Here is a 14,508-nt window from a genome sequence, read left to right as displayed (position 1 = left end):
CCTTGTTGCCTTTCGTACTCGAAGAAGCTGCGTAACTAGCGGCTTTCAGCAATATATTGATGATGCTTTAAGCCAACTGGTACTCAGACTTCTTCCATCTTTCCCAACAGAGCACGCAGACGATCCTGCCAAACATGCTGTTCTTGTTTCAATTGCTCATTTTCGCGCACTAGCGCTTCACGGCCACCTGCCGCTTCCTGAACTTCTTGGGACAAGGTGTTATTCTTCTCTTTCAGCTCTTCAATTTCCATCTGTAACAGAGTGATGGTATCAATCGCCTGCTGAACTTTAACTTCCAATTTCTCAAATACTTCAAATGACATTCTTCGGTCCCCTTATGAGTCGCAAGGCGTACATCTTTTGGTCGCAGTTATCATTTCTAACTTCAGTTGCCGCGCAAACCACAGTAACTATCGGCGAATGAAACTGCTGTGAATACTTATCGCGCTATATATCCATCAAACTAGTGTAACAAGCGCTATGTTTTTGGCGTCCCATCGCACAGGCGACGCAATATGATAAAAACAATAGTCTTATAAGGCGATGCCCTTGTAGAGCGATTGTATGTAGCCAGTCCCCCCCTGTCTAGCGCCACACCGGTACAAACCACACTCTGTAGCAATTTCGTGTCAGTAACTATCAGTGAAAACCGAAAAAACATCAGTGAAAGCCGAAAAAGCATCAGCAAAAACCGAAAAATGCCTACCATCCATCTTGCTAAGTTATACACAGCTTTAACAACTGGGGAAGAAAGCACTGGTCTGATCACACTTTCAAAGTCCCTTAACATCTGCGAATAACGCGAAATCGCTCATTTTTATGACACACCACACACATTTTGATTTCGCTATTTCTCGTTTGTGCTCGTTAACGATAAATTTACATCACTCCCTCCATACTTTGGGGGGCAAAAATAAGAAACACCCTATAAATCTCTGTCTCTAGGACATCTACTATGAGCCAAACCGCTAGTTCGACCTTGAAGGGCCAATGTATCGCTGAGTTTCTCGGTACTGCTCTACTTATCTTTTTTGGTGTGGGCTGTGTCGCTGCATTAAAATTGGCAGGTGCCAGTTTTGGGCAGTGGGAAATTAGTATCATTTGGGGCCTGGGCGTTGCTATGGCCATTTATCTCACAGCAGCAATTTCAGGTGCTCATCTTAATCCAGCAGTGACTATTGCCTTATGGCTATTTGCCTGCTTTGATCGCAGTAAAGTTATTCCCTACATTTTGGCACAGATTGCCGGTGCATTTTGTGCTGCGGCCTTAGTGTTCGGCCTCTACTACAACCTATTCATCGATTTTGAACAGACTCATCAAATAGCACGCGGCAGTGTTGAAAGTCTGAATCTGGCTGGTATTTTCTCTACTTATCCAAATCCACATATTTCTGTTTTCCAAGCTTTCTTGGTTGAAATGGTCATTACCGCTATTTTGATGTGTCTTATCCTGGCATTGACTGACGATGGTAACGGTATTCCACGCGGCCCACTGGCACCGCTGCTGATTGGTATTTTGATTGCCGTTATCGGCGGCTCAATGGGGCCACTGACTGGGTTCGCATTAAACCCGGCACGTGACTTTGGTCCAAAACTATTTGCTTATTTTGCAGGTTGGGGCGAAATCGCCTTCACTGGCGGGCGTGATATTCCTTACTTCTTAGTCCCTATCTTAGGGCCAATCGTCGGCGCATTAGTGGGTGCATTCGGTTATCGTGCTCTGATTGGTCGCCATTTGCCATGCGACGTGTGTGCCATTGAAGATGAAGAAACCACGGTTACGACCACAGAACGCAAAGCGTAAATATTAGATACTGTCACTTAAAAAGTAGGCTAACTATGACAACTGAAAATACTACTCAAAAGAAATACATTGTCGCGCTTGATCAAGGAACCACCAGTTCCAGAGCAGTGGTGTTAGACCACGATGCTAATATCGTGAGTGTTTCTCAGCGTGAATTTACCCAAATCTACCCGAAAGCGGGTTGGGTTGAGCATGACCCAATGGAAATCTGGGCCACGCAAAGCTCCACATTGGTCGAAGTGCTGGCCAAAGCCGGCATCAGTTCTGACGAAATTGCCGGTATCGGTATTACCAACCAACGTGAAACCACCATTGTTTGGGACAAAGCGACCGGTAAGCCGGTGTATAACGCCATTGTTTGGCAATGCCGCCGTACCGCTGAAATCTGCGAGAAACTGAAAAAAGAAGGTCTGGAAGAGTACATCCGCCACAACACTGGGCTGGTGGTTGACCCTTACTTCTCCGGCACCAAAGTGAAATGGATCCTTGATAACGTAGAAGGCGCTCGTGACCGCGCTGAGCGCGGCGAATTGCTGTTTGGTACCGTAGACACTTGGCTGGTGTGGAACATGACACAGGGCCGTGTACACGTAACGGATTACACCAACGCATCACGCACTATGATGTTTAATATTCGCACCAAAGAGTGGGACGAACGCATGCTGAAAGCGCTGAATATCCCGCGCGCCATGCTGCCAGAAGTTCGCCCATCCTCAGAAATTTACGGCCAGACCAACATTGGTGGTAAAGGCGGGACGCGTATTCCTATCGCCGGTATCGCCGGTGACCAACAAGCCGCACTGTTCGGCCAGCTTTGTGTACAACCGGGCATGGCAAAAAATACTTACGGAACAGGCTGCTTCCTGCTGATGAACACCGGCACAGAAGCCGTTCAATCCAATCATGGACTACTGACCACAATTGCCTGCGGCCCACGCGGCGAAGTTAACTATGCGCTGGAAGGCGCGGTATTTATTGGCGGCGCATCCATCCAATGGCTGCGTGATGAGCTGAAACTGATCAGCGATGCCACCGACTCCGAGTATTTCGCCACCAAAGTGAAAGACAGCAACGGTGTATATGTGGTGCCTGCTTTCACTGGGTTAGGTGCTCCTTATTGGGACCCGTATGCCCGTGGTGCGATCTTCGGCCTGACCCGTGGTGTTAACAGCAACCACATCATCCGCGCAACCCTCGAGTCCATTGCTTATCAAACTCGCGATGTACTGGATGCGATGCAAGCTGATTCTGGTGAACGCCTGAAGTCATTGCGTGTTGATGGCGGTGCAGTCGCAAACAACTTCCTGATGCAATTCCAAGCCGACATTCTGGGCACACGTGTTGAGCGCCCGGCAGTGCGTGAAAGCACAGCACTGGGTGCCGCATTCCTCGCGGGTCTGGCGACGGGCTTCTGGAATGATTTGGATGAAGTTAAGAGTAAAGCCACCATTGAGCGCGAATTCCGTCCAGGAATCGAAACCACCGAGCGCGATTTCCGCTATAAAGGCTGGAAGAAAGCAGTGGCCCGTGCTCAAGCTTGGGAAGATCACGAAGAATAACGGCCCGCCGGTAAAATATGGCCTGTTTTAAGCTCTCTATAATGCGCCATCATTCCCCGATGGCGCGTTTTTTATTGTGAAAAATATCATCCCCCCAAAGACACCCTACGGCTTCACATCACAAAGATGATAGAATTCCTGCTTACATTCTTCTTCTATTACCCTAAATAATTCGAGTTGCAGGAAGGCGGCAAGCAAGAGACGCTCCAAGAGCTTACATTAAGTAAGTGACTGAGGTGATGAGTGTAGCCAACGCACATGCAGCTTGAAGTATGACGGGGATACAGGTCTAACCATGAAACGTGAATTAGCCATCGAGTTTTCCCGTGTCACCGAAGCAGCTGCGCTGGCAGGCTATAAGTGGCTGGGTCGGGGCGATAAAAATGCTGCCGACGGCGCTGCTGTTCAAGCCATGCGTATTATGCTCAATCAGGTCAATATTGATGGGCAAATTGTTATCGGCGAAGGTGAAATCGATGAAGCCCCAATGCTGTTTATTGGTGAGCACGTCGGTACTGGCCAAGGCGATGCCGTTGATATTGCCGTTGACCCTATTGAAGGTACCCGTATGACTGCCATGGGCCAGGCCAATGCACTGGCCGTGCTGGCGGTGGGAGATAAAGGCACATTTTTACATGCGCCCGATATGTATATGGAAAAACTGGTGGTTGGCCCTGGCGCTAAAGGAGCAATCGACCTGAACCTGCCGCTGGAACTCAACTTGCGCAATGTTGCCATCAAGTTGAATAAACCACTGACTGACTTAACTGTTATCACGCTAGCCAAACCGCGTCATGACGGCATCATCGCCGAAATGCAGCAACTTGGTGTCAAAGTGTTTGCTATTCCCGATGGCGATGTCGCGGCCTCTATTTTAACCTGCATGCCAGAAAGTGAAGTGGATGTGATGTATTGCATCGGCGGCGCACCTGAAGGGGTGATTTCTGCTGCGGTAATCCGTGCATTGGACGGCGATATGCAAGGCCGTTTATTAGCGCGCCATCAAGTCAAAGGCGATAATGAAGACAACCGCCGCATTGGCGAACAAGAGCTGGTGCGCTGCAAGTCAATGGGCATCGAAGCCGGTAAAGTGCTGTTACTGGGGGATATGGCCCGCAATGACAATGTGATTTTCTCTGCCACTGGGATTACCAAAGGTGACCTGCTGGAAGGTATTTATCGCAAAGGAAACATGGCGACCACCGAGACACTGCTGATTCGCGGTAAATCCCGCACGATTCGCCGTATCCGCTCGACTCATTTCCTTGACCGCAAAGACCCAACATTGCATGAATTCTTGCTGTAATTCGGCTCACGAAGAGCATTAACGATAATAATATTCGCGATAAACAATAATGGGCGCAACATTCACGTCGCGCCCATTTTAGTTCAGTATTTTCAACCGACTACACACGGTGTTCTTGCGGCTGCATCCGGTGAGATAAAGGCCACCAGCACAGCAAAATCAATACCGCCATGGCAAACATCAACAACCCTAAGCTAAATTGCCCGGTTTGTGGCAGCATGGCTGACAACCAAGTCGCCAGACCTGACCCGACATTCTGCAACCCACCAATCAAAGCCCCCGCAGCACCCGCCAGATAAGGGAAAGGCTCCATTGCCCCGGTGGTGGCCAGCGGAAACAGCATCCCAGCCCCAAAGAAGAATAGCGCTGCCGGTATAATCAGCGTCCAAATATTCATAATGCCAAACCAACCGGGTATCCACATCATCAAACCCGCCAGCAGACAGCTGATCACCGAGTGCCACATCAGGTTATGGAAAGTTTTACTGTCGCGACCGGCATACCACGCGCCAAAAAACGCTGCCGGAATAGGTAGAATAAATAAAATACTGACCGTCATCCCACTTAGCCCCAGCACGCCCCCCATCAACACGCCCGCACTGGCTTCAAATACCGCAATACCCGCTAATGCACCAATCAACATCACCAGATAACAGCTAAAAGCGCGGTCAGAGAACAATAAGCGGAAACTGGCCAGCATCCGTCGTTTTTCAGTTTGTTGTGGCCGAGTTTCCGGTAACCAGCGAAACATGCAAAATGCCACTCCGCCACATAAAAAAAGCAGAAATGCGTAGCTTGCGCGCCAGCCAAACAGACTCGCCAGCACTCCACCAATAATCGGGGCCAAGAGCGGGCTGACCAAAATCCCCATGTTCAACATACTGTTGGCGTAGCGCAGCGCCGTGCCGGCATATAAATCTCGCGGCATGGTTCGCGCCATCACTCCCGCAACCCCTGTCCCCATGCCCTGCAAAGCACTGGCCGCGACCAGCATAGACAAACTATTTGCCAGCCAAGCCCCCAATGCGCCCAGCATAAATATCATCATGCCCACCAGAATGACCGGCCGACGTCCAACCCGGTCAGACAGTGGGCCATAAATCAGTTGCGAGAAGCCATAAGTCAACAGATAGGCCGCCATGACGCGCTGCACCGTACCAGTACGCACTGAAAAGTCGCGGGCGATATCCGCAATAACAGGGACGTAAATGGTTTGCGCCATCTGACCGACAGCTACCAACAGAATCAACATCACCAGCAGGTGGAAATTCTCTATTTTTCTCATTATCTTAACTATGAACAAATTGTTAGCCGGACCTTGTGCCGCACCCATCTGGCCGTAAAAAGCCATTTTTTGCGAGCACCCCACTATTTTTGTGACACAACTCACTTAGCGCATAAGCTAACAAATTCAGATTTTTTAGCGAGCCAGCACGACATATTGCTAAAGGGGCGACTGGCAGATAAAAACACCATTGGCGTAAAGTTAACTGTCCATATATTTGTTTCCGGCCGCCAAAGAATACAGTGGCACTCATGGCGCAAGGAGATAACATTTAATCGATAATATTTTCTACTAATATCCCCTAAAATACCGCCAGCGCTTTAGGTACTACTTTCGATAAGTATTTGAATAAAGGGAATCAGAATTATGGCTGCATGGGTTAGTGGCAAAATTACTCACATTGAACACTGGACTGACTCGTTGTTCAGCATTCGGGTCAATGCGCCAATTGATCCCTTTACCGCCGGTCAATTTGCCAAGCTGGCATTAGATATCAACGGCGAGCGGGTACAGCGGGCCTATTCCTACGTCAATGCGCCAAGTGACGATAATCTGGAGTTCTATCTGGTCACCGTGCCAGAGGGGAAACTCAGCCCGCGACTTGACCAACTGCCGGTGGGTGGCGAAGTGATGGTGACCAAGCAAGCGGCGGGCTTCTTTGTGCTGGAAGAAATTCCGGATTGCGACACGCTATGGATGCTGGCAACGGGCACCGCGATTGGCCCGTATCTCTCTATTTTGCAGGAAGGTCGCGATTTAGAGCGCTTTAAAAATCTGGTGCTGGTTCATGCTGCACGCTTTGCCCGCGACCTCAGCTACCTGCCATTGATGCAGCAGCTTGAGCAACGTTATAACGGCAAACTGCGGATTCAGACAGTTGTCAGCCGCGAAGAGTCACCGGGGTCATTGACGGGCAGGGTTCCGGCACTGATTGAAAATGGTGCGCTGGAAGCCGCTGTCGGCTTAAAAATTGATGCGCAAGACAGCCATGTCATGCTGTGCGGTAACCCGCAAATGGTGCGAGATACCCAGCAATTGTTGAAAGAACAGCGGGAAATGCGTAAACATTTGCGCCGTAAACCGGGGCATATGACCAGCGAGCAGTATTGGTAATAAACCGTATGGGTAAAGGGCCATATGGCCCTTTTTTACCTTATAAAACCCTATTTACTGCGGTGTTTTTTCAGCCAGAAACTTCACCGGTACCGCTTCTGGGCCAAAACGATTGTCACCCTCGGTACCGAGAAATGCACCACAATCAATAAACATCATGACAATAATTAGCGTGGGAACAAACCGCCCAACCCCCCATTGCCAGATGGGCGCTAGCATCTGCCAGTTACCCGCCATTAGCATCCAGGCCAACACCACCAATAGCGCCCACCAACCGGCTTTATTGCGGTCATGTAGCCGCTTGACGATCACCGTGGCTGTGGGCCACAGTAGAAAAACAACAGCAAAAGCAGCGGTCTGAGTGGAAAGCCAATTCTGCCCGGCCAACGTAAAGATAACCAGCATTGCCAGTAACCACAGCCCAATCCAAATCCAAAAATCACGCCGCCCGATACGGCCTTTTAGCGAGAAACACCATTGCTGTATTGTCATCAATAACCTGATCCATTTAACTGATATAATGTGAAGTTGGTATGGACAATAGAGTAACTCAACGCTGTAACTAACCTATACTCTTTGCAGTGAATTTTGACAATCACCCCCAATTACCGCTTTAATCCCCTACACAAACTGCAAACAACGGCATAAGTCATGAGAAAAGAAATAATCGCAATGCTGACAATACTGCTGCTAATAGCAACAGTTAGCCGCGCTCATGCCGCTCCCGAAGCTGGCGATGAACGGCCGGCTGAAGACACTCAGCCAACAGCTCCCTATCTGCTTTCCGGCGCGCCAACCTTTGATTTAACGCTGGTTAAATTCCGTGAAAGTTATAATCACGCCAACCCGACGCTGCCTATCAGTGAGTTTCACGCCATCATCGTAAAAGATGATGTGCCGCCGCTGACCCGTGCTGCCAGTAAAATTAACGAAAATCTCTATGCTTCAACCGCATTGGAAAAAGGCACAGGTAAAATTAAAACCTTACAAATTACCTATTTGCCAATCAAAGGGAGCGAAGAGAAAGCGGCCCGGCTGATCGCGGTAAATTATATGGCGGCCCTGATGCGCCAGTTTGAACCCACACTCACACTCGAACAAAGTGTCAGCAACGTGCAACAATTGCTGACGCAAGGCAAAGGCTCACCTTTCTTCGTCCATCCTGTCGGAGCAATTCGCTATGTTGTGGCAGATAATGGCGAAAAAGGGCTTACTTTCTCTGTTGAACCGATTAAGCTTTCACTATCTGAAGCATAATCTCGCCGCAATTAATGACGAAAAGCAAAGCCATTGCCGCTAATCATCTCTATACTGTTGGACAGGTAAACTGCCTGTCGGGCAGTCATTATTATTGACCCTCGCGTCCCCTTGTTGGAGGAAGAAACATGCGTCATCCATTAGTTATGGGTAACTGGAAGCTGAACGGTAGCACTCACATGGTTAACGAGCTTATCGCTGGCCTGCGTAAAGAATTGAGCACTGTTGACGGCTGTGGCGTTGCTATTGCCCCACCTGCTATCTATCTGAATCAAGCTAAGCATGAACTGTCAGGTAGCCGCATCGCGCTGGGCGCACAAAACGTTGATGTGAATCTGTCTGGCGCATTCACCGGCGAAACTTCTGCTGAAATGCTGAAAGATGTTGGTGCTCAATACATCATTATCGGTCACTCTGAGCGCCGCACTTATCACAACGAAAGTGATGAATTCATTGCGAAGAAATTTGGCGTACTGAAAGAAATCGGCCTGATCCCCGTATTGTGCATTGGTGAAACTGAAGCAGAAAACGAAGCGGGTCAAACTGAAGCAGTCTGCGCTAAACAACTGGATGCAGTGCTGAATACCTTGGGTGTGAAAGCATTCGAAGGCGCGGTTATCGCTTATGAGCCAATCTGGGCTATCGGCACCGGCAAGTCAGCCACTCCAGCACAGGCTCAAGCGGTTCACAAATTTATCCGTGACCATATTGCCAAGCTTGATGCCGCGGTTGCAGCACAAGTTATCATCCAGTACGGCGGTTCCGTGAATGATAAAAATGCAGCAGAACTGTTCACCCAGCCAGACATCGATGGTGCGCTGGTTGGCGGTGCATCACTGAAAGCGGACGCATTCGCCGTTATCGTGAAAGCCGCTGCAAAAGCTAAAAAAGCCTAATTCAGGTTCTAAGCAACTGATTAAGCTGGGGCAGATGATGCTCCGGCTTTTTTATTATCTGGCTGTTTAAAAATTTTCTCATATAAATCGATTCCATCCGTTCCTACCGAACCAAAGAATTTACTTATCTGAGCTTTCTGGCGTATCTGACTAGACAGCCTTATTTGTTCTTCACAATCTGCAATCTCTTCCTCCTTATAAAGACTGAGATCGTATTTTATATATGTCTTCTTCTGAGTATCGAGAAAATGGATAAAATTACTGCCTTCAAATTTAATCACATTACAGGCGTGACCTTCTGTCACCCATGGCAATATGCTCCATAAAGCTGGACGTTTAATCACAAGAACACCATATAAGGCTTCATCACGCTGATAGCTATGTAGCTGAGTCACCAACTGAGTAACCGATTTTTTTTCATAAATAAGCCGGTCCATATTTCCTTTAACATCAGCCCCCCTTAGATATGGCAATGCTAGATGTAGCTTATTTTGCTCTAATGTATCGATAACCGCTGTAGCACAAGAAGCACAGTTAGTTTGACCAAAACCATGGATACCAAATAACGCCAGCAAAGCGGCCAATGGCCGTAGCCATAAAGGTGCTTTACCATCACAATTCACTTTATCTAATAAATAGTCTGATAAGTAATTTTCCAGACTTAGGGGTGATTCTCCATTTTTATCAACAGGATAACTTTTCGGTCTTAAAGCGTCTTCAACTTGCCTGTTTATTATTTTAGGTGGTGTATAGCTCTCAGTAATACCTGCTGAACCGATATCCCATTCATCATTTTCATATATAATTGACGCGTTACTATGCAGTGATTCAAAACTACCACTGCGCGATAAAGATCTTAATGGCGGAGTGTGTGAATCCCCCGAAACTTGCCCGCCCCCTGAATCCGTACCAGAAATGCTACTAATATTCATAATCTTTTCCCCTGACTCACTAAGTTTTATTATTCCGCCACGATTCAATAACGCATTTGACACGCGCTGGCGAATTAGGCGGTTTTTATCTGTAAGAAAGAGAAGAATTATAAAAATAATCAGAGGGTTAAAATGGCTAATAAAACAAAGCGCCCGTAAGCATTAACTTACAGGCGCTGAGTCAACTACTGCTATCAAATCATTATGTTATTTTTTCTTATTTCATTGTTTACAGACTTTATCGCTTACTGATTTCGTCAAATACGCCGCCAGTCGCAAAATGCACCTGTTGGGCTTTAGTCCAGCCACCGAAGACGTCATCAATGGTAAACAACTGCAGTTTCGGGAACTCATTAGCAAACTTAGCGGCGACAGCCGGATCACGCGGACGATAGTAATTCTTAGCGGCAATAGTCTGGCCTTCCGGTGAATACAGGTATTTTAAGTAAGCATCGGCCACTTCACGGGTACCGCGCTTATCAACCACTTTATCCACCACCGAGACTGTCGGCTCAGCCAAAATAGAAACGCTCGGCGTGATGATATCAAACTGGTCTTTGCCCACTTCATTCACCGCCAGCAGAGCTTCATTTTCCCAGGCAATCAATACATCGCCAATCCCACGCTCGACGAAGGTATTAGTCGCCCCACGCGCACCAGAATCCAGAACTTCCACATTTTTATACAGCTGTTTGACAAATTCTTGCGCCTTGGCCTGATCATTATTGTTGTGCTCTAACGCATAACCCCATGCAGCCAAGTAGTTCCAGCGCGCACCGCCGGAGGTTTTCGGATTCGGCGTAATGACCGAGATGCCCGGCTTCACTAAATCTGACCAATCATGAATCTGTTTTGGATTCCCTTTACGCACCAGGAAGACGATAGTTGAAGTGTAAGGCGCGGAGTTATCAGGCAGGCGCTTGATCCAGTCTTTATCAATACGACCACGTTCAGCAATAGCATCTACGTCGTAAGCCAGAGCCAGGGTCACGACATCAGCCTCAATACCATTAATAACCGAGGTCGCCTGCTTACCAGAACCGCCATGTGATTGGCGCACCGTCACCTTATCACCGGTTTTCTCTTGCCAATATTTGCTAAACGCTTGGTTATAATCTTGATAAAATTCACGTGTCGGATCATATGACACATTCAGCAATTGGATATCTTTTGCCATGGCACCTGATGCCAGCAGCAGTAATGAAAGACCTACACCCCATTTACGCATTGACCCGCTCCCCAGATTTGTTATTAATTGAAATTGTTATTAACTGTAATTGTTATTAACTGAAATCTTAATCAACCCAATTGGTTGGCCTGATACTGAGCGTGCCAGAAACTTTCTGGTCAATTAAAGAATAAAAAAGTTTTGATTATATCAATACGGAATATATGAGTGACTGGAAATAAAAAACCCCCGCAATTGCGAGGGCTTAGCGATCGAGCAAATGGCTGTTTTAGAACAATTTCTTCGCAGTATCGTACCAATCTTCTTTAAATTTACTTTTCTTATTTTCTGGCGCGATACAAACGGAGATTAATTCATGCACCATCTTCTCGTTTTGTACCCCAACGCAGAAGCCGCCGCGCGAATAATCATGATTTTCCAACAGCAGATCAACAGCATAAGCGCCCATACGAGAAGCTAGAATGCGGTCATAGGGAACCGGTGCCCCACCGCGCTGGATATGGCCCAAGACAGTACCACGGGTTTCGCGACCGGTTTCTTTCTCAATGTATTTAGCCAGCTCGTCGATATTGTCTAGTTTTTCAGTAATTGCCACGATCGCGTGCTTTTTACCTTTCTCGATGCCCGCTTTAATTTCAGCAACCAAATCTTCACGTTTGAATTCAACTTCAGGGATAGCAATAAACTCGCAGCCCCCGGCAATAGCAGCCGCCAGAGTCAAATCGCCACAATAACGGCCCATCACTTCAACGATGGAAATACGCTGATGCGAAGAGGAAGTATCACGCAAGCGGTCAATAGCTTCCACCACCGTACCCAATGCGGTGAAGAAACCGATGGTATAGTCAGTCCCGGCGACATCGTTATCGATAGTGCCCGGCAAGCCGATACAGTGAATCCCACCTTCTTTGGTGAGTAAGTCTGCACCTGCATAAGAACCGTCACCACCGATAACCACCAGGCCATCAATGCCGCGGTCTTTCATATTCTGTAGCGCGACTTTGCGCTTTTCCGGATCTCGAAACTCAGGGAAGCGCGCAGAACCCAAGAAGGTACCACCACGGTTAATCATATCGGACACGCTATAGCGATCCAGCTTCCTCATACGATTCTCAAACAAGCCAAGGTAGCCATCTTCAATACCGTAAACTTCTAATCCTGCTGACAAAGCTGCACGAACAACCCCACGAATGGCTGCATTCATACCTGGCGCATCACCGCCGCTTGTTAGTACACCGATTTTCTTGACCATGACTACCTCTGAACTTGTAGATGCGATTTTTTAAAATTATTTATTTGCCGATTATGTCTTGCACAGGCGAACAGTACAGAAAATCAGCTTGATGAGCTTAATATTGAATATTATAGCAAAAACACCAAGCTGAATTGATTCAAGTCATGCCATTTGGCGGTATTTTCTTCATGACTGAACCATTATGTAACCACAGTTTACCTGTAGTTAATGTAGCAATAGTTAATGTAGCAATAACGGATGAATAAATTATAACTCCCAATGCGCATGGCGTTCTTTGGGTACCACAGCAGTAGGATCTTGATGGATAAGGACATCTGCGCCAGGAAAACGGTGCAATAATGCCCGCTCCACTTGATCAGCTAAAATATGCGCCTCCATCAATGGCAGCATATCCTCCATTTCAAGATGGAGTTGAATAAAGCGTGTTGGCCCCGACTGGCGAGTACGCAAATCATGAGCGCCAATCACGCCCGGCCATGACGTCACAATATTGATAATTTCCTGCCGCTCATCATCTGGCAAGGCGCGATCCAGCAAAGCTTGCACCGCGTCATAACCCATACGCAGTGCGCTATAGAGAATATAAACCCCAATCCCCAAGGCAAACAATGCATCCGCACGATGAAAACCATACCAACTTAATGCTAATGCAATAAGAATAGCACCATTCATCATGACGTCAGATTGATAGTGCAACATATCGGCACGAATGGCCTGACTCTGAGTTTTTCGTACCACCCAGCGCTGAAATGTGACTAATATCATTGTACTGAATAATGCAATTAATGTTACCCAGATACCTATACCAGGATCTTGCAGCGGTGTTGGTGATGCTAAATGTTGGAAACCAGTCAGGAACAGGAATAACGCCGAGCCGGAAATAAACATGCTTTGCGCCAGCGCAGCCAGCGATTCCGCTTTACCATGGCCAAAAGTATGTTCTTCATCAGCCGGTTGCAGCGAGTAGCGCACCACAAAAAGATTGGTTAAAGAGGCGGCCAGATCCACCAGTGAGTCAACTAACGCAGCCAACAAGCTCACCGATCCAGTATGCCACCAGGCAAAAATTTTAATTATCAGTAAGATTGATGCCAGCACAGTGGCGCTGAGCGCAGCAGCTTTCACCAAGCGCGCATATTGCGGATCCATAACTCATTCCGAATAATATTCAGGGGTTATGAGTATAACGGAAAAGAGACAAAAAAAAGCCCTCCATCATGGAGGGCGAAAGACAGGGATGGTGTCTATAGCAAGGAAAACAGGGTATTACAGGGTACTACTTACTTCTGGGCAGAAGAGGGTTGTGCTGCTGGCGCCTGCTGCATTTTCTCAATGCGCTGCTGGTGCTTTTGGTTCAAGACAGCTTTTTGCTCTGGAGTGAGCAAGTTAAACATTTGGTTGCGTACTTTGGCCATTTCGACCTGACGTTCAATCTGGTCTTTGGACATTTTCTCGGCCTGCGCTCTTACAGCGGCTTCGTCGAATTTATCCGCAGTGACCAACTTGTGCATGGTTTCGCGCTCAGCCAAATCGGCACGCGGCTTCTCTTGGCGAGACTGGCGCATCAGGTCACGCATTTGCTGGCGTTGCTGTTCTGTCAGATTGACGCCATCAAACATGTTATGGTGACCACGTCCATCTTTCTTGTTCATCATCGCACCGTCACCGTGGCACCAGCCATCAGTGGCTCCGGACTTATCAGCAGCGAAGGCGGCTTGAGAACCGATAACTAACATTGACGCCATTATTAACGTTACTACTTTATTTACTTTGCGCATTATTTAACTCCTAAGTTCTATCTGCTAAGCGGTTTATTGCCCTGCGATTCAATAAGGAGCAGTCTACTGGCCCGGCTGCAAACTAGCGTCAGTGGATGTAAAACTGGAGTCAGGGCATGTAAAGCTAAGTAAAG

The 14,508-nt window shown here is 47.7% G+C and carries 14 protein-coding genes; 6 read left to right on the top strand and 8 right to left on the bottom strand.

Annotation, left to right across the window (positions count from 1 at the left end):
• Positions 1–83: 83 nt before the first annotated feature.
• Complete coding sequence (zapB, locus tag DXZ79_RS00560) at positions 84–323, bottom strand: septal ring assembly protein ZapB (RefSeq protein ID WP_004392238.1); 240 nt, start codon at positions 321–323, stop codon at positions 84–86.
• Positions 324–955: 632 nt separating this feature from the next.
• Here zapB and DXZ79_RS00545 point away from each other — a divergent pair.
• The 3 genes from DXZ79_RS00545 (at position 956) to glpX (ending at position 4,669) form a co-directional block, all read left to right on the top strand.
• Positions 956–1,804 carry an MIP/aquaporin family protein gene (locus tag DXZ79_RS00545; RefSeq protein WP_038637988.1) on the top strand — a complete coding sequence of 283 codons (849 nt, stop codon included), beginning with the start codon at positions 956–958 and terminating at the stop codon, positions 1,802–1,804.
• Between the two features lie 35 nt (positions 1,805–1,839).
• Complete coding sequence (gene glpK, locus DXZ79_RS00540; protein ID WP_038637985.1) at positions 1,840–3,363, top strand: glycerol kinase GlpK; 1,524 nt, start codon at positions 1,840–1,842, stop codon at positions 3,361–3,363.
• Between the two features lie 295 nt (positions 3,364–3,658).
• Positions 3,659–4,669, top strand: coding sequence for a class II fructose-bisphosphatase (gene glpX / locus DXZ79_RS00535; protein WP_038637982.1), 1,011 nt, complete (start codon positions 3,659–3,661; stop codon positions 4,667–4,669).
• 100 nt (positions 4,670–4,769) lie between these two features.
• On the opposite strand, the gene emrD is transcribed toward glpX, so the two are convergent.
• Positions 4,770–5,954, bottom strand: a complete 1,185-nt coding sequence (gene emrD / locus DXZ79_RS00530) for a multidrug efflux MFS transporter EmrD (protein ID WP_050292173.1) — start codon at positions 5,952–5,954, stop codon at positions 4,770–4,772.
• A 366-nt stretch (positions 5,955–6,320) separates the two neighbouring features.
• Between emrD and fpr the strand changes: the two genes are divergently transcribed.
• Positions 6,321–7,067 carry a ferredoxin--NADP(+) reductase gene (gene fpr / locus DXZ79_RS00525; protein WP_038637979.1) on the top strand — a complete coding sequence of 249 codons (747 nt, stop codon included), beginning with the start codon at positions 6,321–6,323 and terminating at the stop codon, positions 7,065–7,067.
• A gap of 54 nt (positions 7,068–7,121) precedes the next feature.
• On the opposite strand, the gene DXZ79_RS00520 is transcribed toward fpr, so the two are convergent.
• Entirely contained in the window at positions 7,122–7,559 is a 438-nt protein-coding gene (locus DXZ79_RS00520; RefSeq protein ID WP_050292144.1) for a DUF805 domain-containing protein, read from the bottom strand.
• 159 nt (positions 7,560–7,718) lie between these two features.
• On the opposite strand from DXZ79_RS00520, the gene DXZ79_RS00515 reads away from it, so the two are divergent.
• Together DXZ79_RS00515 and tpiA are read left to right on the top strand one after the other, a co-directional pair.
• Positions 7,719–8,324, top strand: a complete 606-nt coding sequence (locus DXZ79_RS00515) for a DUF1454 family protein (protein ID WP_038637973.1) — start codon at positions 7,719–7,721, stop codon at positions 8,322–8,324.
• A 128-nt stretch (positions 8,325–8,452) separates the two neighbouring features.
• Positions 8,453–9,220 carry a triose-phosphate isomerase gene (gene tpiA, locus DXZ79_RS00510; protein WP_004392229.1) on the top strand — a complete coding sequence of 256 codons (768 nt, stop codon included), beginning with the start codon at positions 8,453–8,455 and terminating at the stop codon, positions 9,218–9,220.
• A gap of 20 nt (positions 9,221–9,240) precedes the next feature.
• On the opposite strand, the gene DXZ79_RS00505 is transcribed toward tpiA, so the two are convergent.
• The 5 genes from DXZ79_RS00505 to cpxP all read right to left on the bottom strand — a co-directional run bounded on the left by DXZ79_RS00505 (position 9,241) and on the right by cpxP (position 14,374).
• Complete coding sequence (locus DXZ79_RS00505; protein ID WP_050292155.1) at positions 9,241–10,152, bottom strand: toxin glutamine deamidase domain-containing protein; 912 nt, start codon at positions 10,150–10,152, stop codon at positions 9,241–9,243.
• A gap of 238 nt (positions 10,153–10,390) precedes the next feature.
• A complete protein-coding gene (locus DXZ79_RS00500; RefSeq protein WP_038637969.1) occupies positions 10,391–11,380 on the bottom strand; it encodes a sulfate ABC transporter substrate-binding protein in 990 nt (329 codons plus the stop codon).
• A gap of 229 nt (positions 11,381–11,609) precedes the next feature.
• Positions 11,610–12,593: a 6-phosphofructokinase gene (pfkA, locus tag DXZ79_RS00495; protein ID WP_038637966.1), complete on the bottom strand. Its 984-nt coding sequence runs from the start codon at positions 12,591–12,593 to the stop codon at positions 11,610–11,612.
• Between the two features lie 249 nt (positions 12,594–12,842).
• Positions 12,843–13,745, bottom strand: coding sequence for a CDF family cation-efflux transporter FieF (gene fieF / locus DXZ79_RS00490; RefSeq protein WP_038637963.1), 903 nt, complete (start codon positions 13,743–13,745; stop codon positions 12,843–12,845).
• Positions 13,746–13,876: 131 nt separating this feature from the next.
• Positions 13,877–14,374, bottom strand: coding sequence for a cell-envelope stress modulator CpxP (gene cpxP, locus DXZ79_RS00485; protein ID WP_038637960.1), 498 nt, complete (start codon positions 14,372–14,374; stop codon positions 13,877–13,879).
• Positions 14,375–14,508 lie beyond the last annotated feature (134 nt).

Origin of the sequence: Yersinia rochesterensis, assembly GCF_003600645.1 — a bacterium.
GTDB classification, from domain to species: Bacteria; Pseudomonadota; Gammaproteobacteria; order Enterobacterales; family Enterobacteriaceae; genus Yersinia; species Yersinia rochesterensis.
The sequence above is the reverse complement of the archived record's forward strand: the minus strand, read 5'-3'. Positions and strand labels throughout refer to the sequence as shown.